This window comes from Bradyrhizobium sp. CCGUVB1N3, assembly GCF_024199925.1.
GTDB lineage: Bacteria > Pseudomonadota > Alphaproteobacteria > Rhizobiales > Xanthobacteraceae > Bradyrhizobium.
On record NZ_JANADR010000001.1, the window covers coordinates 9,687,625 to 9,707,936 of the forward strand.

Sequence of the window (20,312 nt, forward strand, 5' to 3'; positions counted from 1 at the left end):
GTGTGAAGCATTTCACACAGTTGTCATCACCGTTGTCGCGTCCATGCTGCGTGTGATGCGAGTGACTGAATCGGTTGTGAGATTGCCAGTCGACAACCGTGCCACAGTTCCATTTGCTCAATCCTTCATCAACAAACACAGCAAACGTCGTCCGCGCGATCACGTGTTGATTCAAATCGACGCGTGATGCACGCCGCGTTGAACCGGGTCGATAGCCAAAAGACCAATTTGCAACTGGAGGTGATAAGCCGCCAGCCGCTACGCAATGGATTGATGGGGGCGTGGCGCGACGACACGCGAATTGATTCAAAATCAGCCATTTTGAAGGAGCGTTGAAATGTCGGACATGAAAAGCGACCAGTTGCAGGGCGGACATGGCGGGCAGGGTTCCGATGCCGCAAGCTTCATGCGCCTGTTGAAGCGCGAGACGTACCAATCGTTGCAGCTCGCCGATCCCGACACGATCGTGAGCATCATCGCCAAGACCATCGACCAGGGTCTGGACGATCCCTCCGATACGCCGGACGACGAGGAAAATCCGTTCGTGCCCGCGGCCTACACCTATCTCGGCCAGTTCATCGACCATGACCTGACGTTCGACACGCGCTCGACGCTCGCGACGCTCCCGCCGGGCCTGTCGAGCTTCCCCAACGACGTGCGCACGCCGCGGCTCGACATGGATTGCCTCTATGGCCTCGGGCCGTCTGCTTCGCCCTTCATGTATGACGAGGACGGGCGACTCGCGACCAACATGGTCCGGCCCTACGACCTGCCGCGTTCGACGATCTACTACAAGCCCGACGATGCCGGCAGCCATCGCGCCATCATCGGCGATCCCCGCAATGACGAGAATTCCATCGTCTGCCAGCTGCAACTCGCCTTCATCCACTTCCACAATGCGATGATCGCGTTCTTCAAGTCGCAGGGCCTGACCGGACAAAAGCTGTTCCAGACCGCGCAGCAGGAGGTCCGCTTCACCTACCAGACGATCGTCGTCACCGACTTCCTCAAGCGCATCGTGCAGAAGCCGGTCTATGACAGCTTCGTCCAGGACCGGGCGAGCAACGGCGATGCGGCCTACAAGCTGTACAAGAGGGGCGATCGCACGGCGCTGCCGCTGGAATTCACCGGAGCTGCCTATCGCTACGGCCATTCGGCGATCCGCAACGCCTACCGGCTCAACGAGAACTTCCAGCGTCGGATTTTCGATGGCGCCGACAACGCCGCCGAAAGCCTGGTCGGCTTTGGCGATCTGCCGGAGAGTCACCGCATCGACTGGTCACTGTTCGTCACCGATCAGCTCGCGCCAGGCACCAAGGGCGACAACCCCTCGCAGGTCGGCGGCGTGGACGTGGAGCCCGACAAGCACCGGCTGCAATACAGCTACAAGATCGACACCAGCCTCGTGAATCCGCTCCTGGTGCTGCCGCCGCGGATCGGCGGACAGGACATGCTGTTCCGCTCGCTCGCGGCGCGTAATCTCAAGCGCGGCTATAATTTCTCGCTGCCCTCGGGCCAGGATGTCGCCGCAGTGCTCGGCGTGAGCAGCCAGCCGCCTCTGGTATTCGGCGAGCGCCTCTTGTCGTTCAAGGACATGCCGGAAATGCCGGGTGCGGACGCCAGCAAGCTGGACGCGAAGACGCCGCTCTGGCTCTACGTGCTGGCCGAAGCCCAGGCCTGCCTCGCCAAGGCCGACGGCACGTTCGACATGAAGATCGAGGACGGCGTCAAGGTCGCCGACAAGGACTCCGACGCCGGCACCCAACTCGGCCCGGTCGGCGGCCGCATCGTGCTCGAGGTCTTCTTCGGCATCCTCGACGATGACGACAGCTCCGTCGCCAATGCCAGCGGGTGGACCTCCGTCATCAAGCCCGATGCGCCCACCATCACGCTGTGGGACATGCTGCGGTATATCGGGGAGGTCTGAGCCCGCGAGGCTCACGACAACGCGAGAGACAAGGGCCTGGCGCGCCGCGCCGGGCCTCTTCGCATCGGAAAGCAGTTTGCGCTGGTGCGGGCAGCCGGGTCGAACCGGCACAGCGCTTGCGCACCGAAGGATTTTAAGTTTTTTGCACCTGAGCTATCTATATGACTTATTTGAATAAATGTCCATCGCCGAACCCTGATGTGTAAGTTTCCGTGTAAGAAATGAGTCCCGGCTTGAAGAATTGTCAGACAAATGTGGAAGGAGCTGTGGAAGCAAAATCCTTGCGCAGCGAACGGGCTGGAAGCCTTGACCAGCCGCCACTGTTGGCGGCATTGCCGTTATCGTCTCACGTAAGACGATCTACCGAAGCTATGGCTATGACTCTAGGCGTAACTGCCTAACGGATTCTTGCCGCTATTGACGCCCCGGACTCCCTGACTCAGAATTCCTTCGCATCGCTTTCTGGATGTGTGTTGGAAGGGCCTGTGGTAGGGCCCTTTCTATGTTTTCAGGCGCGAATGGCTGACGACGTTAGTGAACGTCAGGCCGGACCAGATTGAACCCCTCATAGCTGGCGAGACGTGCGCGGTAGTATTCCCGTTCCCGCTCGGCGCCCTCCAGTAGCCCTTTGAACGACTCAAGAATCTCTTTCTGCTCTGCTTCGGTAAAGGCCGTGGTCGGTTCAGACCAGGTTTCGACGTCCTTCTTGTAGCGTGCGATATTGCTGTCGATAACCGCCAGCCTGGTTCGCATGTAGGCGAGTTGTTCCGTCCGGTGCTTTTCCAAAAGCTCATCAATGCTCATGCATTTAGTATGGGGCAGCATAAAGAGAGGTCAAGGCGAGGTGTTGACGAAAGCCCTGTCTGGACTCACCATACAAATGAGGGGCCTGGTCAAGGGTCCCTTCTACTTTTTGGCGCGTGAGTACTTCTTGATGATGCGTGCTCGTCGCTCTATCGGCGACAATCCTAGGCGATCAAACTCCGCAACCATAGCTTCGGCTTCCTTGCTGGGTTCAATTCCTTCAACCGCGGAGATTTTGGCCCACGCCTTGCGGCCTACGGTGAAGCCAGCGGGCTTTGAGGAAGGTTTGGGCTTCTTGGTGGCCATGCTTGCAACCTACGCCGAACGGCTTCTGCTGCCTATGCGGTTCGGTTTTGACAAAGATTTTTGACAAAACCGTACATCACCTATCGTCCTGTTTCTTGATATTCAAAGACTTGGATCGGCTGACTTCGCCTTGGCCGCAGGTTTATCTCCCCACCAAACCAGGTTGCCGTTGGCTACATCTAGCAGCCTGAGAAGTGCCTGGTTGGACGGATCTCGAATGAAGACCTGATAGTCGGGCGCAATTGCTGCCGGGAACGCGACCGCACTCTCAAGTGAAAACATGATGTCGTTGCAGGCCTCGATGGTCTGCAGCACAATATTAGCCAGCCACGGCCGCAGCGAAGTAAGGGTGGGGTTGTAATAGTGCTCCGGTTTCCAGGAAAAATCCCGGAAGTACCTGGAGCTTGGCTCGACGCAAAAGCCTTTCTCCGTCACGAAAATCAGATCAACGCTTGAACCGCCGTGAACAATACCATCCCTCATTGCCCGTAATGACAGGAAGAACGGCGCATGCTTCACGTACACCTCGCTCATCGCCTGCAGGAGTCCATAATTCTCAACAATCTCTGCCGCTGTCCGAGGGGTCTTATCGTTGAGCACTACCTTCCTGAATGTGTCGGGTAATTTGAACTTCCTCGGCGCCGGCTTGGCCGTTGCGTCGGTAGGCTGGATACGTTCGTTCCAGAAGTGCGCCATAATCTCCTGCAGGAGATCAAATATCGACCGGGCGATGACGATGAGATGCTCAACTTCGCTCTGTACGAAGGAGCTGATGAGGTTTTGGTCGATGCTCTCCCGATTTTCATGGAAGTATTCAAGCTTGGCTGCGATCGTTGCCATGAGATGGAAATCATCGCAGATACCCGTAGTAAGCTTGAAAACCTCAGGTGAACTCAGGCGCTGCCACATCACATCGACGAACGGGATATGGATGTCATCAGGCCGAGCTGGCGTTTTCGCCAGGTAGTTCGAGCGAACCACATCAACGACACTGAACTTGACAGGCTGCCCACCAGGACCATCAACCCACTGATTCCAGGCAGTGCCATCCCAAAGCGGCATTAACAGGATTGTGCGCCCTTGCAGGGCGGCTACGTTAATGTGCGGGAGCTTGGCTAATTCAGCTGGGTTTGCTGTACGCATGAGCTTAGGACGTTACTAGGGTTCTGTTCATGCAATAGCGTCGCCTATCTTGGTGAACTTAACAACCTAGCTGACGATTTCTGATAAGCTCAATACATGCCAAAAAAGAGCGACCCCAAGGACGTCTGGGTGCAGGACGTCGAATTCGTACTGTCGGAATGCGTGCGCATTCAAAAGATCATGTCCGCAGGCAAGCCAGCAGACTGGATGAAAGAGCTCTCGAACAATGACATGTTGGCTTCGTTGCCGCGCCCCGATCGGGGTATTCTTATCTGTGGTATGGCTGCCTACACTAGACTTAGACATCTCGCAGCAACTGCGCTCACACAAAGCGATGCGAAAGGTACAGTCACTCCAGCGAGGGTCTTCGAGGCATTACGCAAGCTCGTCATCCAACGGTTCATTTTCGACAATTGGGAGATCGACACCCGAAGAGTAGAAAAGGTAATGGCCGCCGCGGTTAGAGAGGCTAAAAAGAAACGCGCAACCACCACTCACTATATCCCGTGCCGGCTGATGTACGCCAAGGATCCTGACACCTTCAACGTCGGGCCCATTACCTTCAGAACAAAGCCTGCATTTAAGAAGGCCATGGGAAGTCTCTATGAACAATATCTAAAGCAAGAACCATCGACAGCTCGAGATCCTTACTACCTTGATGAAGCCAAGAAATATTACGAGACTTTTAGTTGGATTGCCGAAGTGCAAATTCAGAACTGCGATGCCGAGATTTCAAAACAAAGGGCAGAACTGGCGGTAACTGCAGCCGTCGATATATTGCATATCGTATTCGGGTCTTATCATACGAAGAGAATGGCAATCGGTGGCCCTGTTATGGAGAATGACAATCGGGCGCATATGACCTCGTCTGCGGGTTCACTACATGTCTCTCTTTCTTCCACGTCGACTTCAGCTGTCGGATTTATGGATGGTTGGGGTAAGTTTTTGACTCGCCCTGATATTGAACCGCCACGGGTTTGCCGGAGGCTCCAACTCCTGAGAGGATGGAGCCATGACAAGCAAGACGACGAACAAGTTTTCACCCGAGGTCCGGGCTCGTGCGGTTCGGATGGTTCTGGATCATGCGAGCGAGCACCCGTCGCGGTGGGCGGCCGTGACCTCGATTGCGGCCAAGATCGGCTGCACACCGCAGACGCTGCACGACTGGGTCAAGAGGGACGAAGTCGATAGCGGACACCGGGCCGGCGTTCCGACCGACATGGCCGAGAAGCTGAAGGCGCTGGAGCGGGAGAACCGTGAGCTTCGGCAGGCGAATGAGATCCTGCGCAAGGCGAGCGCGTATTTTGCGATGGCGGAGCTCGACCGCCGGTCCAAGCCATGATCGCCTTCATCGACGATCATCGTGGGGCGCATGGGGTCGAGCCGATCTGCAAGGTCTTGCCGATCGCCCCTTCGACCTACCACGCCCATGTGGCCAGGCGGCGCGATCCTGCCAGGCTGTCGGCGCGCGCCAGGCAGGACGCTACCCTGAAGATCGAGGTTCGGCGGGTGTTCGATGAGAACTTCCGGGTCTATGGCGTGCGCAAGGTCTGGCGGCAGCTCGAGCGGGAAGGCTTCGATGTTGCCCGCTGCACGGTGGCGCGACTGATGCGGGACATGGGTTTGCAAGGAGTCATCCGCGGCAAACCCGTCAAGACCACGATCAGCGACAAGGCCGCGCCATGCCCGCTGGATCACGTCAACCGCCAGTTCAGGGCGCCAAGGCCGAACGTTCTTTGGCTCTCCGACTTCACCTATGTCGCGACCTGGACCGGCTTCGTCTACGTCGCCTTCGTCATCGATGCCTACGCCCGCAGGATCGTGGGGTGGCGGGTCTCGCGCACGGCGCATGCGGGCTTCGTGCTCGATGCGCTGGAACAGGCCCTGCACGATCGCCGGCCGGTCCATCGCGGCGGGCTCGTGCACCACAGCGACAGGGGCAGCCAATACGTCTCGATCAAATACACCGAGCGTCTGGCTGAAGCTGGTATCGAACCTTCTGTCGGCAGCGTCGGGGACTCCTATGACAACGCTCTCGCCGAAACCATCAACGGCCTCTACAAGGCCGAGGTGATCCATCGGCGCGGGCCATGGCGCAGCTTCGAGTCCGTCGAGTTCGCGACGCTGGAATGGGTGGACTGGTTCAACAACCGAAGGCTCCTCGAGCCCATCGGCAACATCCCGCCGGCCGAAGCCGAGCAACGCTACTACGCCATGCTGGAACAACCCGCCATGGCGGCATAACTTAAACCAAATTGCCTCCGGCAAACCCGGGGCGGTTCAAGCCAAGGATCTGCAACTGCGCTGCGTCGCAGCTAAAGCCGCCAATCCAGAAAGGCGCTTTATTGTTGGGATCGCAATGGACGCCGCCGGCGTGAAAGGTTCATCTGAGGATTTTGTTTTTATGGATACAGCGGGCTGGACCGCTGAAGAAATCCAGAACGCGCAAAAGATGAGAACGGAGCTTGGATATTTCAAGGAGGGGACCGCAATCATGTCTCGGCTCTCAGAGGATGAATATCCAGGGAGTCGGCCTGCGGTTGACGTTCCGAAGCTCGCGAATGAGCTATCTAGCCTGACTGTCTCGGAGTCACTCCAGCTCGCGGCGATGCTTAAGGACAGGTGGGGGCGGTCGGACTCTGCGACCTGATTTTGCGGTAGTGGGTATTGCGAAAGCCCCGCACCGTTTCCGGTGCGGGGCAACCGACTCTGCACCTTGCGGGTCATCAGCTCTCAACGGACTTCGACCACCGGTATGAGGGTGGTTTCCCTTGTCACGCCAGCGTGCCTGGCCGCTGCTCCGGGAAGGAATCGCACAGAGCCTGGTCGCTCGTTGCGTCAGGCTCCGGTCAGGAGCTTCCTTCCTTGCGCTCGCGGATGACGAGCCGGCCATTGGCGGGTAGGGCGACGAGTTCAACGTTGAACCCCTTGCCGTCGTCGTGAGGCCAGACTCCGCCGATCTTCGTCCAGAACGCACTATCGCCTTCACCGGTCACGACGAAGGCCTCGTGACTCGGCTTCTTTGCTTTCGCAGCCATTGCATTCTCCCATTGGTGAGCCGCCAGGGCGAGCCGTCGGGGAGACAAAAACGTTATCCGCCGGACATGCCGGCAAGCGGGTGGAAGGATGCTTACCTAAGCGCCTTGTTCGGAGAATTTGCAGATGCGAGAAAGCGCTGCCTGACGAGGTGCCGGTGCAACGGTTTGTAGGACGGTTGTGAGGGAATTGCCGGCCGCGGCACTAGCGGATAGGGGGACGACCATCGTGTTCGCAGGAGGGCGATATTCCTTTCGTCGGGGCAAGCTCTGCTGAGCTGTCGGCGCTTCAACGCTTTCCTTAATTGTTGGCTTTGCGCTACCCTAGGGTATGTCCTACGATTTTTTCAATTTGTCCCCCGCCGACTTCGAAGACTTAGCCGCTGACCTGGTTGGTCGGGAGCTTGGAATCCGGTTTGAGGTGTTTGCCGCAGGCCCGGGAGCTATGCGGGAAACTGGGTGATGACGGACTGAGATAGGCGGCGTATCGAGGCGGGTGTCGAGCCTGCCAGAACCTCTCAAGGAGAGCGATACGCCATGAACGAGACTAGCAATATTGTTGCCCTTCGTCAGCCCGACGATATCGACGATCCACTGACCAATATTCTGCGAGCTGGTGCTCGGCAACTTCTGGCGCAGGCCGTGGAGGTCGAAGTCGAGACGTTTCTTGCCACGGTGAAGGATTTGAAGCTGGCCGACGGGCGCGCCCGTGTCGTGCGACATGGTTACGGCCCGGCGCGGACGATTGCGACCGGCATCGGCCCGGTCGAAGTGGCGCGGGCAAAGATTCGCGACCGTGGAGCGGCCAGCGATGGCGAGCGGATCCGGTTCAGCTCGGCGATCCTGCCGCTGTGGGCGCGGCGCACCCGGAGCCTGGATGCGCTGTTGCCGGTGCTGTATCTGCGCGGCATCTCGACCGGCGATTTCCGGGAGGCACTGACGGCCCTGCTGGGCAAGGACGCGCCAAACCTGTCGCCTGCGGTGGTTTCTCGGCTGACGGCCGAGTGGCAGGGCGAGTACGAGCGCTGGCAGAAGCGCGATCTGTCGGCGCGACGCTACGTGTATGTGTGGGCCGATGGCGTCTTCCTGCAGGCGCGCATGGAAGACCACGGCGAATGCATGCTGGTGCTGATCGGCGCGACGCCGGAAGGCAAGAAGGAGCTGATCGGCTTTCAGGTCGGCGTCCGCGAGAGCGCGCAGAGCTGGCGTGAGCTCCTGATCGACGTGAAGCAGCGCGGGTTGCAAATCGCCCCTGAAATTGCCGTTGGTGACGGCGCGCTCGGCTTCTGGAAGGCGCTTGACGAGATCTGTCCCGGCACGCGGCACCAGCGCTGCTGGGTGCACAAGACCGTCAACGTCCTGGACAAGGTCCCGCTCTCGGTGCAGGCCAACATGAAGAAGGACCTGCGCGAGGTCTATTGGGCGCCGAACCGGGCGGCCGCCGAAGCGGCGATCGACATCTTCGCCCAGAAATATCGCGCCAAGTACGGCCGGGCGGTCGAATGCCTCGCCAAGGACCGCGACGCACTGCTGGCCTTCTACGACTTCCCTGCCGAGCATTGGGATCACTTGCGCACGACCAACCCCATCGAAAGCGTGTTCGCGACCGTGCGGCACAGAACCGTGCGGACGAAAGGATCGCTGTCGGCAACGACCGCCAGGCTGATGGTGTTCAAGCTGGTTATCGCCGCATCAAAAACCTGGCGGCGGCTCAAAGGCACAAATCAGTTGCCGAAGATCATCGCAGGTGTCAGATTCAACGACGGCATCGAGGTCATCCAAATGCCGGCAACCCACGCCGCCTGATCACCTCGTCACCCAAAATTCTGCATAGCTCCAGGCCCGGATGGGGGAGTAGACGGTCGACATACCAAAGGCGGAGCCTCCACTGTTCTCCAGGCCAAGCACTATGCGAGGTCGCCCTATACGGCCCTCAAGTCGCAGATGACCCGTGAGCGCGCATCGATCGATAAGCTTCGCCCCTCACGGTACATATTGGCCACCTCGTGCTCCATCACTCCGCCCAACAAGGCAGAGCTGAAATCCATCCTCGGCCCTACCGTCCTGAATGACTCAGATATTAAGGGCCCAGGTGATCTGAACGGACTACTTAGAAGCTTTCCCGACATCGAAAAGGCCCACATCAAGCTCTGGCTCTCAAGCGCCGCAATGCTTGAACGCCTGGTTCACTCCTCTGCGCACACGTTCAACGCGCTGACGAAAACTGAGATCGAAGCGAAGATTCGGGTATTCGCACCTAATCCGAGCTTCGACGAAGCATTGGGCATCCTGGAGAAGAGGCACGTCCTCATCATCTCGGGACCGCCGGGAGTCGGTAAGACGACTTTAGCCGAGATGCTGGCCTATGCGTATATCGGTAAAGACTGGGAGCTGGTTGCTATTCGTAGCCTGGACGACGGGCTCAAGTTTCTCGATGACACCAAAAAGCAGGTGTTCTTCTTCGACGATTTTCTGGGCAAGGTTGCCTTGGACAAGCAGGCGCTGGCTCACAAGGATTCTGATCTAGCGCGATTTATCAAGAGAGTCAGAACGTCTGCCAATGCACGTTTCATTCTCACAACACGAGCCTACATTTTTGAGGAGGCGCGCCGCGTTTCGGAGCACCTTGCTGATGAACGACTGGACGTCACGAAATACGTTCTAGATGTCGGGCTTTATACGCGCCGCATCAAAGCGCGCATTCTGTATAACCATCTGCTGATCGCGGGAACGCCCCAAGCCTACATCGCGGCCCTGATTGATAGCGGGGGCCTCAAGAAAATTGTCGACCATAAGAACTACAATCCCCGGGTCATCGAGTGGATGACCGACGCGGAGCACATCAAAGACATCGATCCTCTGTCATACCCCGCAGCGTTCCTGGCCGGCCTCGCGAACCCCTCGGCTCTCTGGGATACTGCCTTCCGCACCCATATATCAAAAGCGTGCCAGCATCTTCTCTTCACGCTATTTTTCAGCTCGCAGTATGGCGCTCAGATCGCTGAATTAAGGGCCGCGTACGACAGCCTGCACTCGCAGCTCTGTTCTGCGTTTGGCGATTCATGGAATCCGAAGGACTTTGAAGAGGCGCTGAAGATTCTTGAAGGCGGCTTCATCGCGATCAACAATCAGGCCGTCAATTTCATCAATCCCTCTCTGCGCGATTATCTGAATGGGTACCTTCAAGATACCTCCATACTTCTGGAGTGTGCGAAAGCTGCGCAGCAGACCGATTGGGCTCGTAACGTCTGGGAATACTCCAGGGGATCGGATAAAGAAGACAGAAGCAAGCTCGCGCTGGCCTCACTGGATGTCGCCAACGCCTTTAAGACCCTCCCGGTTTGGTCGCGGACACTGAACAACGGGATCACCTACATCAGCGCGGTTGGCATTTCGAGTACCGACCGGATAAGCCTGCTTTTGGAATGGTGGTCTGCAACGAAGGATCAGCGGTTCTGGGATGTCGCTATCGCACTGGCCGAAGCCCCGATAGAGGGCTTGGACTCATGGCGCGATGGACCAGAAGCGATAGAATTAATTGGCAAGCTCAGAGACGGGTTCTACTTTGAAGATCTTCCCGATGCTGAAAAGCTTGCGGATCGTATTGAGGTCGCGGCGATCAAAATGATCCGGGGTCCAATAAACATTGACGAGCTAGAAAAGATCGCTGACGCCATGGAAAATTGGTCGAGCGCGCTCAGCGACGGGATTACTGATGCTTTGGACGCAGCAATACGGGACCAATTTAGGGAGGTTGCAACCGCGGTGGCGGACATCGACTCGGAATCAACGCTGAAAGATCACATCGCGTCGCTCAAGAAGCTAGGTGAGCGTGTGGCACTGGAACCGGTGCAGGTGGAATTGGCAGTATCTTACGTGGATGATCGAATCAACGAAGTCGCTGAAGCTGCGGAAAATACTCGCTCGTCTTCGCCCGACCTCCGCACGTCTAGAGGGCCTGAGCAGTTTGATGATGTTGCCCTCAAGGGACTGTTCACCCAGCTTCTCCAGTAGGGAGAAGACGACCCCAAGGCAAAGCGCTAGGTCTCGATTTCGACGACGTTCTCAATGCCGATTTGAACAGCAACAGGCGTATAGATGTCCACGTTCTCGTCGGGCGTCGAAATCGACACGATCAACGTGTAGCGCGCCTTCTTGTCCACACGCTTTTCGGCGGGACGGGTACGCCACCACCCAAGTGTGGGGAGCACGGCGATATGGTTTCGTTGTGCGAGTTCAGCGGCAGAGCCGCGCCAGATGTTGGAATGTATGGACCCGTTGGTCGGGCCACGGACGCCTAGCTCCCAGCGCCCGGTCTCGCCAGCGTGGGTTTCGTCATAGTCATCCTCGCGATCGTGCGCGTTGATGCGGAGCTTGAAATCGTCCAGGGTCTCTGTCGCGCGAATAACCCTGAAGCGGAGCCCATGCGAAGGATATCCGTATTTGCGGTCCCAGCCGCGCTCTCCGGGGCTAGGCTCGACGAAGTACGACAACGTCACGCGCATTTCCACTGGCGTGTCGAACGGCAAGGCAAGCAGCGCGTCGCGCGGCCAAGGCAACTCGTGAAATTTGATATCCTTAGTCTTGATGGAGCCGTCCCTGTCCTTGAAGAAAGGTTGGAGACTATCCTCCGCAATCAATGTCAAGGCGTTGCCGGCGCTGTAGAACAAGCGCTCGGGATCAGGCGCTCCATAACCGAACGTGCGGAGCATGCGTTCCGGGTCGAGACGCCCCTGTCTATCTACGGCGCGCGCCCTCATGGCGTCGGTCCACCTTGCGCTATGGACGAGCAATCCACGGACAGTTTCGGGCGAATAGTCAGGGTAACGAGCCATAACCCGCGCTGCGAGATTGGCCGCCAGTGCAGCGGCGGCGCTAGTGTCGTGAAACTCCACAAATGGCGCTTCACCAGCCGCGAACTCGTTGCTCGTTGTGAGCAACTGCAACTCGGGCAGAAACAAAGGATCGCCGTCGCCTGGGGGCCGTCCCATGTTGCCGGCCTCCATGACGATGTCGGGCTTATATGGGGTCTTCGTCGAGCGCGGCCAGGTCATGGACGTTTTGCTGGAAGGAGCAAGGTCGCCGCGCGACGCCAGCGGATTCCAACCGAAGTTGACATTGTCATCGATGAAAATCCGATCGGTGTAGCCACCGACCGTCAAGGCGTTCCACGATTGGCCGGGGTCCTCGATCGAGGAGGCCTCGTTGTAGGCAGGATAGTCTCTCCGGGCTTCGGGCGGCGTGTTGCCAGCCGAGAGAATGATAAGCCGACGCGTGTCGTTAATGGCGCCATACGCGAGATTGTCGACAGCTGCTGACCATGAAGTGGGCCGGCCTCTCTCGCGAGCCTCCGCCGAAATAGCCATACAGAATGCCTTCCGGCGAGCGGCGTCGATTTCGAGCCGCGATATGCCCTCGATTGTTACCGCGCCGTAGAGCTCCGGCCGGTGCGGGTCGGGAGCGTGATAGAGCTTCAGCGATTGGACACCGTGGGTGATCTCTATCGGGCCGCTACCGGCAAAGAGAGGGGTGAGGTCGCCATAGATAGCGAGCCCGGCCATTTGCGTGCCATGCCCGTGCCGATGGCTGTCGTGACCGCCCCAACCGGGCTTAAAACCGTCAACGTCAGTTTCAGCGACAATCGGCGCAAGCAGCGGGTGGGCGCGGTTGACGCCCGTATCTAGTAGCGCGACGACGGGTGAGCCGCCCGGCAAGGCGCCAAGCCGCTGGATGAACGCGGCAGAAAGGGCGTGCTGGTCGGCGGCCGGCTGCATGGAATAGAAGTCCGCAGTCACCTTCGCTTTGCGGACTTCGGCGATAACGCCGAGGACATCGGAGGACAGCGCGAGCTGTTCGCGTGTGCCTCGTACAAGCACAACGGTACGATCGATGAACGACAGGTCGTTTGAGATGACCTCATAGCCGAAATTGGGCGCCGCCTCGCGGAGGACCGCGCTCGGCGAGTTCTCTCCCTGCATCGCCGAGCGAAGCCAGACTTCCCACGTAATAGCGGTGTTGGCTGCTGGATAAAGCTGGGGCGTATCCGTCCAAAGCTCCGAGAGTGTCGCCAGCTTGATGTTGGTGATGCTTTCGACCAGCTTTCTATTATCGCGCTCATCGCCGTCTTCGGCGTCGCGATACTTCTCGAATTTGCGAAGCAGAATTTGAATCTTATCGTCGGGGACGTGTATCGTGGCGTAGGTACGAGCCGTTTCTTCGTCGCGCGTAACCGCCAGCAACTGAATTTTGCTGCGGCGTAGGTCGAGGCTTTCGAAGGCAAGCGGAAAGCCCGGCTCGCTTTCAAAAGTCAGCGTCAGCCCTGGTGATTCATAGAAGCCGTTTCCGACCTGGGTAGGAAAAGGGCCGCGCGAGTTTTGCGCGGTCTGCAACGCGTTGATGACGGTCGCTGCATGCTGGGCACGGTCACGGTCAGGAGTGTCAAATTTCGGAGACCGACCACGATCAGCGGTATAACGCTCCGTTCCCGCAGCGTCGACGAAGAGCAAATGGGGATACCGTGCCAAGCGTTGTCGCTCTTACTTGCGGTTGACGTTCCCGTGCTGCAGGGCCGCCTTGCGCTCATCGATCGCGGAGAAAAGGTCTTTCTGCGTCAATGCATGTCCTTCGATCAACGCGTGTTTGAGCGCGTCTTGCGTCGCGCGTGTCACATCCGCGTAGCTCAGACCCTTGGCAAACGTCGCGAGCTTGGCCCAATCGATTTTCCCGCTCGTCTTCGCGCCCGCAATCTTGGCTTCAAATGCAGTACGAATTTCCTTGGTGGTGGGAAGTGAGTATTGAACGATGTCGTCAAAACGACGGAAGAGAGCCTTGTCCAAAATAGTGGGATGGTTCGTCGCAGCAATGATCACGCTATCGGAAGCGTCTTGCTCGACCATTTGAAGGAAGCTGTTCACGACGCGGCGTATCTCACCAACGTCGTTGCCGAGACCCCGTTCTGAACCAATGCTGTCGAACTCGTCGAATAGATAAACCGCACGCGTCTGCGCAATAGCGTCGAAGATCAACCGCAGTTTGGCGGCGGTCTCGCCCATGTATCGGGTGATGAGGCGATCGAGACGTACGACGAAAAGGGGCAGGGCGAGTTCACCCGCGATAGCCGATGCGGTCATCGTCTTCCCGGTGCCTGGCGGTCCGACCAGCAGTAACTTTTTGCGGGGAGCCAGACCGTGGGCGCGAATGTCACGAATGTTTTTGTGCTCACGGACGACGCGATGCAAAATGCTCTTGGTCTTCGCCGTGAGGACCAGGTCTCCCAAATGGACTTTGGGATAGGTGACGGTGAGTAGATCCGCGATTTCGCCGCGTGGCTTGGCGAGGGGGATCGGCGACGGTCCGGGGCTTGGGACGCGAGCGCGCGACTGGTCGATCAGTTCGCGGAGTTCTTCGGCCAGCTTGCCATGTCCGACGCGAGCCTCGCTCGCCGCAATCTGCATCGCGATGGAGTGGAATTGCGCGTCGTCGCCCGCAGCGAAGGCTTTTATGAGCGCTTTGAGCTGATCGGCGCTAGGCATGGGGCATACTTTGTTGGTCACTGACGAGTCTAAGCGTAGCTTTCAGATTCTGGCAACTAAAAGTGGCAGAGAGGGTATATTTGTCGTTGATAGATGGTGCGGACGGCCGGACTCGAACCGGCACGGGCAATGCCCAACGGATTTTCGTACCAACTACGACTTTCGTCGCCGCCAACCTGGCGTTTGTGGTCTGGACTATCCCTTCACCTTGGCGTTGTCGCTTTAGGTGCTGCCCGTCTAGTCTCTACACCTTCCCCCAGGATTTAGGGGCTTGGCTCGGGATTACCAGCAAAGGCTTCCCCGAATTTGAGCAGTTCTGCATCCCGGGTTTCCCGCAGGAGCACTCAATTTTTGGCTTAAGTCCGTTGCGTCTACCAATTTCGCCACGCCCGCATGCCGGGCCCTTCATAACCCGTGTCGGTCCGGTCGCCAAGGTGTCAGGTGGGGTCAGTGCGGTTTGCGACGGGTGTAATTCTTGCCGGTCGGGCGCAAGCGATTTTTCGGAGCCGCAGGCTTTGGTGGCGGGGGCGACTGCGGCGCAACCTTGTTTTCTTCGTTCCGGGGAACGCGTTTGACGTTGATGGCGGCTGCGCTCAACTGGTTCTTGATGTGCGAGGCGTAGAATTTCTCGATCATCTCGACGCTGGTGCGGCAGTTCTTGGCAACCTGGTAGATGTCAGCACCTTCCATGAGACGCAGGCAGATGTAGGTATGCCGCAGGCTGTAGGCCGTGCGGCGCTGCCCTTCGCGGTCGAACTTGAGGTTTTCCTCCTCAAGGATGTTGTTGAACAGCACATGCTGGTCGTTTGGGAAAATGCGATCAGTCGGCTGGGCCTTGTTGCGCTTTCGCAACCTGAAGAAGGGCATGACGGCGCTGGGCATGCTCTTGCAGTAGCCGACACCGCGCTTGCCGCGCACTTCGATTTCAAGAATGCGCTCGTCGGTTTCGCGATCCTTGACCACGGTCACGTCGCGATATTCCAGCCGCTTCGCCTCGTCAGGCCGCAGGCCTGTGTTGGCCATGAAGATGATGAAGTCATACAGTTCCTGGCCGTGGTAGCGATAGCGCTCCTTTTTGGGATCGTCCGCGCGCTTCGCGGCGGCGAGGTAAAGCTGTCTGTATTCAGTCGGTGAGAACCAGGCGCGATGGGAAATCTTCCCATTGCTGCGATAGGGCTGCGACATGTCGGGCAGGCTGGCGAGCCAGTCGTGCCGCATGGCTGTCTTCAAGGTCTGGCGCAGCGCGACCATCTCTTGGTGAACAGTGCCGCGGGCAGGCGGCTTGCCGCGTTTTTCTTTCGATTTCTCGATGCGGTCGATGCGGTATTCCGCTATCGCGCCAGATGTGACCTGCGAGAGTGGTTTGTCCCCGAAGAAGGGGACGAGGTAGTTGCGCAGGCGCCTCTGGTGGCCTGCGGTGTAGATAGGGCTGCGTTGCCCCTCGGTGAGAACCGGAAATTCGCGGAGGAATTGTTCTGCGGCGTCCTTGAAAGTCTTTTCGGCGTTGACGGGGACCAGCTTGCCCAGTTCGCCGCGAATGTGCTTGCCGCGCAATTCAAGATACCACTCCTCGGCAAATTGCTTTGCAGCGGAGAATCCTTCGAGCTTGGTGCTCGCTCTGTGATTTCTGCCGGAGACATAAGCGGCAACCTGCCAGTGCTTGCTGTCGTTGCTGCGCTTGTAGATGTAGCACTTGCCGCCCATCAGTTCGTAGCGCTCGATCGTGCCGTCCTTCGCCGGTGGTTGCTGTTCTTGAGTTGCCGTCTCCATCGGGAAATCATCCCTTTTTGTGTAAATGTGTAAGCCTTGTGGAAGGGTATTGCAAATCTAGATTTTCGTCAATCTATTTGATTTTACTGAGTAATTTTTCATTTTAGTCTGACAAAGAAAAAATTTTAAGTCCCTTGCGTCTACCAATTCCGCCATGCCCGCTTGATCCAACGGGATCAAACACTTAAAGCCCTTGCTGGCCGCCTGGCTTGGGGCCGGACGGGGCGAAGGGTGCCCTTCCTTAAGCGAGCCGGCCGCACAAGGCAAAGCCTCAATCCGGGATATGGCGCTTGCGCCTCAATCCGGGATATGGGGCCAAGCCTCAATCCGGACATCTCGGGCTGCTTTAGGCAATGTCAATTTACGGGGACTACCAATCCGGCATGTCTGTTTCGATTCTCAACCGCTGCCGTCCCGCGCTTGCGCTGGTCGTGCTGCTTGCGCTCGGCTCGGGGCTCGGCGGCTGCGCCAGCGTCGGCGAAACCATCAGCCCGGCCTTCGTCGATCCCGGCAAATACGATCTTTGGGATTGCAAGCAGCTCGCGCCGGAGCGGAAAAGCCTCGCCAACCGTCTCGTGGACCTTGAGCGGCTGATGGCGAAGGCCGAGACCGGGACAGGCGGCGCTGTGGTCTCCGAGCTCGCCTACCGCAACGACTACATCTCCATTCGTGCGCAACAGAAGCTGCTGGAAGAGAACTGGCGGCGCAACAAGTGCCGCGAGAGCGACATGGTGCCGACGCCCCCGCCGGCGTCGCCTGTGCCCCCGACCGCCGCCAAGCCTGTGGCGAAGCCGGTACCTGGCTCTAAGTCCAGCAGCGCCGCTCACTGAAGTCAGCATCGCGCCTCACGCGCGCCAGCGATAGATCCAGTCCTGACGCGCCAGCATGCGCTCCGGCCCGAGTGCGCGGATCGCAAGATCGCGCGCCAGCGCGAAGGGGCCTGCTAGATGGTAGATGCGGCCCTGCTGCCGCGCGGTCCGCTGCACGCGCCTGACGCGGGCCTCGCGCGCCCGGCCATAGCGCGCCAGCGCCGCCGCGATGCTAGCTGCGCTCTCGGTGGCGTTGCCGCTCAGATGCTCGGCGAGCACGGCGGCGTCCTCGATCGCCATTCCTGCGCCCTGTGCGGCGAAGGGCAGCATCGCATGCACGGCATCGCCGACGAGCGCGATCGCGCCCTTGCTCCAGCCGACGCCGTCGGGCAGCGTGAACAGCGCCCATTTGCGCCAGCTGTCGACCGCGGTGAGCATCATCCGTGCCGGACCCGGCCAGCGCGGCGCCGCGAAGGCGTCCATCACCTCGCGGAGATCGCCCGGCGTGCTCCAGCCCGGCCTGTTCCAGGTGCCGGGCACGACCGCGACCACGTTGATCTGGCGTCCGCCTGCGATCGGATAGGCGACGAGATGGGCATTCGGCCCCATCCAGAGCTGCACGCGGCGCGAGGTGTATTCCTTCGGCAGTTGCGTGGCCTCGAACGTGCCGCGCCAGGCGATCAGGCCGGAGAAGCGCGGCACGACGTCCGGAAACAGATGCTGGCGTACTGTAGACCAGACGCCGTCGGCGCCGATCAGCGCGCTTGCCACTTCGCTCCGGCGCAACGTGCCGCTGCGATAGACCACGGAGAGTCCCTTGGCGTGCGCGGCGACGTCCTCGAACGTCCCGCCCAGCCGCAAATCGATATCAGGATGGTCCGCGACCGCGGCGGCGAGCGCCGCTTGCAGATCGGCCCGGTGCACCACCCAATAGGGGGCTCCGGCGCGCTCGGCGGCCGCCGCGCCCAGCGGCAGGCGCATCAGCTCGCCGCCGGCGCGCGTGCTCATGATGCTGACCGCCTCCGGCGTCACCGCGCGCGAGCCCAGCCGGTCCTTCAACCCGAGCTCGACCAGGATGCGGCTCGCATTGGGCGACAATTGCAGGCCGGCGCCAACTTCCTCCAGCCGCTCGGCCTTCTCCAGCACGACGACGCGAAAGCCCTTGGCGGCAAGCGCGAGTGCGGCCGTCAATCCTCCGATTCCGGCACCGGTAATGATGATCGTTCGGGAGACGGCCACCCCTTAGCGGATGCCGCCGGTCAGGCCACCCTGTCCTTCAGCACGCATTCGGGCGGGCGCGCCTCGCCGGCCTTCAGGTCGGTCGCGAAGCGGTACAGCGTGGAGCAATAGGGGCAGATGATCTCGTTGTCGTTGCCGAGATCAAGGAAGACATGCGGATGGTCGAACGGAGGGTTGGCGCCAACGCACATGAACTCCTGCGAGCCGATTTCGATGACGGGGACACCGGCATCGTTGTGGAAGTGCGGGACGACATGGTCGGACATCGGAACTCATCCTGGAGTGGCAATGGCGGCAGACACAATCAAAACTGACGCGGCATCATTGAACGCCGCGGACCATACTGGCGGGTGCAGATGATTGCTAGCCCAGCGGAACCGAAAGGTTGCAACTGCCCCATGCTCATTTGCTCATGCAAATTCGACACAATCTTGTCGCCTCAGAGAAGCCCTTCTTTCGTCGGGGCCGTTGTGTCGCAAATTTGGCATACTATGTCTGTGGGCGAACGAAATCCCGGCGGCAGGCGAATTTCCAGGCGAACGTCCAGGCTTTGAGCATGAAGTGGCTGCGAATCAGCACCGCGTTGGCCACCCTCGTGGCATGCAGCGTTGTCCTCGTGCAGATCGTGCCGCATGCGCGCGAGGCGGGCGCTGTGCTGGCGGCGCAAGACGATCCGGCCGCGCTGTCGGAGCTGCAGCTCGATTCCCTCCTGGGCAAAAACACGTTGGTCAATACGCCGGGCAAGAACGCCGCGATCGTTCAGGACAATATCGAAGCAGCGCTTGCAGCCCACGATGCCGATCTTGCGAGCAGCTTCGTCGAGCTCGCGCGCGATCGCAGCATCGCGCTGCCTGACGACCTCTTGAGCCGGGTCGGCGACGCTGTGAGAGAAGAGAATTCCACCTCGCATTTCGCCAAGCGTTTTGCCACGGGTCTCGTCACCGGCAGTGCCGACGACGTCGCGAGCCTCTCTGGCACCGTGGCCGGCGATCTCTTCGTGATCGGCGACGTCAGGGACGTTGTGCGCGAGGGCAAGCATCTGGCCATGGGCGAGGAGACCGACCGCCTCGTGCTCGGGCTCGCCGCGGCCGGTCTTGCGGTGACGGCGGCGACCTATGTCTCGGTCGGCGGTGCAGCGCCGGTGCGCGCCGGCCTGTCGCTGGTCAAGGACGCCCGCAAGGTCGGGCGGCTGGGCGAGGGGCTTGCGGCTTGGGCCGGGCGCTCGGCGCGCGAGGTGGTGGACACCCCGATGCTCCAGAACGCGGTCGCCACCGGCTCGGTGCTGCGGCCGGGCGAGACCGCGAGCGCGATCAAGGCCGCGTTCCGGGTCGAAAAGGCGGGCGCACTGGTCAGGCTCGGCAAGGACGTTGCCCGTGTCACCGAAAAGGCGGGCACCCGCGGCGCGCTCGATACGCTGCGCGTCGCCGAGGGGCCGAAGGACGTCGTGCGCGCGGCGCGGCTTGCAGAAGCGAGCGGCGGCAAGACCCGCGCTATCCTGAAGCTGCTCGGCCGCGGTGCGCTGTTGCTCGCAACCGGCGCATTCGATCTCGCACTGTGGCTGTTCGGCGCGCTGGTGACGCTGTTCGGCGTCCTGTCCTCGATCAAGGCCACGACCGAGCGGCTGACGCAGGCCTGGTGTGACCGCAGGCGGGCGCGGCGGTTGCGCCGGGCGCAACTTGCGCTGGCGGGCGCAGCCGTCAGCGCGCTTTAGGTTTTCGTTTGAGCAGGATCTTTTCGGAAAACCGCC

General features: G+C 59.7%; 16 protein-coding genes and 1 other annotated feature. Of the genes, 7 read left to right on the top strand and 9 right to left on the bottom strand.

Features of this window, described 5'->3' with window-relative positions:
- The first annotated feature begins 337 nt into the window (after nucleotides 1–337).
- On the top strand, nucleotides 338–1,927 hold the full coding sequence (locus tag NLM33_RS45730; RefSeq protein WP_254105267.1) for a peroxidase family protein: 1,590 nt from the start codon (nucleotides 338–340) through the stop codon (nucleotides 1,925–1,927).
- A 531-nt stretch (nucleotides 1,928–2,458) separates the two neighbouring features.
- Here NLM33_RS45730 and NLM33_RS45735 read toward each other — a convergent pair.
- The 3 genes from NLM33_RS45735 to NLM33_RS45745 form a co-directional block, all read right to left on the bottom strand.
- The gene (locus NLM33_RS45735; RefSeq protein ID WP_254105269.1) at nucleotides 2,459–2,731 is read right to left on the bottom strand and encodes a hypothetical protein; all 273 of its coding nucleotides are present in this window, start codon (nucleotides 2,729–2,731) and stop codon (nucleotides 2,459–2,461) included.
- Nucleotides 2,732–2,833: 102 nt separating this feature from the next.
- The gene (locus NLM33_RS45740; protein ID WP_254105270.1) at nucleotides 2,834–3,037 is read right to left on the bottom strand and encodes a hypothetical protein; all 204 of its coding nucleotides are present in this window, start codon (nucleotides 3,035–3,037) and stop codon (nucleotides 2,834–2,836) included.
- Nucleotides 3,038–3,139: 102 nt separating this feature from the next.
- A complete protein-coding gene (locus NLM33_RS45745) occupies nucleotides 3,140–4,180 on the bottom strand; it encodes a hypothetical protein (RefSeq protein WP_254105272.1) in 1,041 nt (346 codons plus the stop codon).
- A gap of 96 nt (nucleotides 4,181–4,276) precedes the next feature.
- On the opposite strand from NLM33_RS45745, the gene NLM33_RS45750 reads away from it, so the two are divergent.
- Nucleotides 4,277–5,371 carry a hypothetical protein gene (locus tag NLM33_RS45750; RefSeq protein ID WP_254105273.1) on the top strand — a complete coding sequence of 365 codons (1,095 nt, stop codon included), beginning with the start codon at nucleotides 4,277–4,279 and terminating at the stop codon, nucleotides 5,369–5,371.
- A protein-coding gene (locus NLM33_RS45755) for an IS3 family transposase (protein WP_254106176.1) occupies nucleotides 5,256–6,424 on the top strand; the annotation gives its coding sequence in 2 pieces (ribosomal slippage) (nucleotides 5,256–5,484 and nucleotides 5,484–6,424; 1,170 coding nt in all). The genes NLM33_RS45750 and NLM33_RS45755 overlap by 116 nt, the downstream gene beginning before the upstream one ends.
- Nucleotides 5,477–5,593 (top strand) — a sequence feature (AL1L pseudoknot). It overlaps the preceding gene by 117 nt.
- Nucleotides 6,425–7,029: 605 nt before the next feature.
- Here the strand turns inward: NLM33_RS45755 and NLM33_RS45760 are convergent.
- Nucleotides 7,030–7,218, bottom strand: coding sequence for a hypothetical protein (locus NLM33_RS45760; RefSeq protein WP_254105275.1), 189 nt, complete (start codon nucleotides 7,216–7,218; stop codon nucleotides 7,030–7,032).
- A gap of 534 nt (nucleotides 7,219–7,752) precedes the next feature.
- On the opposite strand from NLM33_RS45760, the gene NLM33_RS45765 reads away from it, so the two are divergent.
- Both NLM33_RS45765 and NLM33_RS45770 read left to right on the top strand, forming a co-directional pair.
- A complete protein-coding gene (locus NLM33_RS45765; RefSeq protein ID WP_254094380.1) occupies nucleotides 7,753–9,021 on the top strand; it encodes an IS256 family transposase in 1,269 nt (422 codons plus the stop codon).
- 138 nt (nucleotides 9,022–9,159) lie between these two features.
- Nucleotides 9,160–11,229, top strand: coding sequence for an ATP-binding protein (locus NLM33_RS45770; protein WP_254105276.1), 2,070 nt, complete (start codon nucleotides 9,160–9,162; stop codon nucleotides 11,227–11,229).
- A gap of 26 nt (nucleotides 11,230–11,255) precedes the next feature.
- Here the strand turns inward: NLM33_RS45770 and NLM33_RS45775 are convergent, their stop codons facing one another.
- The 3 genes from NLM33_RS45775 to NLM33_RS45785 all read right to left on the bottom strand — a co-directional run bounded on the left by NLM33_RS45775 (nucleotide 11,256) and on the right by NLM33_RS45785 (nucleotide 16,517).
- On the bottom strand, nucleotides 11,256–13,721 hold the full coding sequence (locus tag NLM33_RS45775) for a S8 family peptidase (RefSeq protein WP_254105278.1): 2,466 nt from the start codon (nucleotides 13,719–13,721) through the stop codon (nucleotides 11,256–11,258).
- Nucleotides 13,722–13,751: 30 nt separating this feature from the next.
- A complete protein-coding gene (locus tag NLM33_RS45780; protein ID WP_254105280.1) occupies nucleotides 13,752–14,747 on the bottom strand; it encodes an AAA family ATPase in 996 nt (331 codons plus the stop codon).
- A gap of 447 nt (nucleotides 14,748–15,194) precedes the next feature.
- On the bottom strand, nucleotides 15,195–16,517 hold the full coding sequence (locus NLM33_RS45785) for a site-specific integrase (protein WP_254105282.1): 1,323 nt from the start codon (nucleotides 16,515–16,517) through the stop codon (nucleotides 15,195–15,197).
- A 383-nt stretch (nucleotides 16,518–16,900) separates the two neighbouring features.
- Here NLM33_RS45785 and NLM33_RS45790 point away from each other — a divergent pair, with 383 nt between their 5' ends.
- Nucleotides 16,901–17,347 (top strand): twin-arginine translocation pathway signal, encoded by a 447-nt coding sequence (locus NLM33_RS45790; RefSeq protein ID WP_254105284.1) that lies wholly within the window; start codon nucleotides 16,901–16,903, stop codon nucleotides 17,345–17,347.
- Nucleotides 17,348–17,362: 15 nt separating this feature from the next.
- Here the strand turns inward: NLM33_RS45790 and NLM33_RS45795 are convergent, their stop codons facing one another.
- Complete coding sequence (locus NLM33_RS45795; protein WP_254105286.1) at nucleotides 17,363–18,565, bottom strand: FAD-dependent monooxygenase; 1,203 nt, start codon at nucleotides 18,563–18,565, stop codon at nucleotides 17,363–17,365.
- Between the two features lie 20 nt (nucleotides 18,566–18,585).
- Nucleotides 18,586–18,831: a zinc-finger domain-containing protein gene (locus tag NLM33_RS45800; RefSeq protein WP_254105288.1), complete on the bottom strand. Its 246-nt coding sequence runs from the start codon at nucleotides 18,829–18,831 to the stop codon at nucleotides 18,586–18,588.
- Between the two features lie 290 nt (nucleotides 18,832–19,121).
- On the opposite strand from NLM33_RS45800, the gene NLM33_RS45805 reads away from it, so the two are divergent.
- Entirely contained in the window at nucleotides 19,122–20,276 is a 1,155-nt protein-coding gene (locus NLM33_RS45805) for a hypothetical protein (RefSeq protein WP_254105289.1), read from the top strand.
- The last annotated feature ends 36 nt before the right edge of the window (nucleotides 20,277–20,312 follow it).

What these genes read in the sequence shown, in the direction of transcription:
- NLM33_RS45760 (WP_254105275.1), bottom strand. Translation starts at nt 7,218, where the DNA reads ATGGCTGCGAAAGCAAAGAAGCCGAGTCACGAGGCCTTCGTCGTGACC.
- NLM33_RS45735 (WP_254105269.1), bottom strand. Translation starts at nt 2,731, where the DNA reads ATGAGCATTGATGAGCTTTTGGAAAAGCACCGGACGGAACAACTCGCC.
- NLM33_RS45730 (WP_254105267.1), top strand. Translation starts at nt 338, where the DNA reads ATGTCGGACATGAAAAGCGACCAGTTGCAGGGCGGACATGGCGGGCAG.
- NLM33_RS45745 (WP_254105272.1), bottom strand. Translation starts at nt 4,180, where the DNA reads ATGCGTACAGCAAACCCAGCTGAATTAGCCAAGCTCCCGCACATTAAC.
- NLM33_RS45800 (WP_254105288.1), bottom strand. Translation starts at nt 18,831, where the DNA reads ATGTCCGACCATGTCGTCCCGCACTTCCACAACGATGCCGGTGTCCCC.
- NLM33_RS45750 (WP_254105273.1), top strand. Translation starts at nt 4,277, where the DNA reads ATGCCAAAAAAGAGCGACCCCAAGGACGTCTGGGTGCAGGACGTCGAA.
- NLM33_RS45790 (WP_254105284.1), top strand. Translation starts at nt 16,901, where the DNA reads ATGTCTGTTTCGATTCTCAACCGCTGCCGTCCCGCGCTTGCGCTGGTC.
- NLM33_RS45765 (WP_254094380.1), top strand. Translation starts at nt 7,753, where the DNA reads ATGAACGAGACTAGCAATATTGTTGCCCTTCGTCAGCCCGACGATATC.
- NLM33_RS45805 (WP_254105289.1), top strand. Translation starts at nt 19,122, where the DNA reads ATGAAGTGGCTGCGAATCAGCACCGCGTTGGCCACCCTCGTGGCATGC.
- NLM33_RS45770 (WP_254105276.1), top strand. Translation starts at nt 9,160, where the DNA reads ATGACCCGTGAGCGCGCATCGATCGATAAGCTTCGCCCCTCACGGTAC.
- NLM33_RS45740 (WP_254105270.1), bottom strand. Translation starts at nt 3,037, where the DNA reads ATGGCCACCAAGAAGCCCAAACCTTCCTCAAAGCCCGCTGGCTTCACC.
- NLM33_RS45780 (WP_254105280.1), bottom strand. Translation starts at nt 14,747, where the DNA reads ATGCCTAGCGCCGATCAGCTCAAAGCGCTCATAAAAGCCTTCGCTGCG.
- NLM33_RS45785 (WP_254105282.1), bottom strand. Translation starts at nt 16,517, where the DNA reads ATGGAGACGGCAACTCAAGAACAGCAACCACCGGCGAAGGACGGCACG.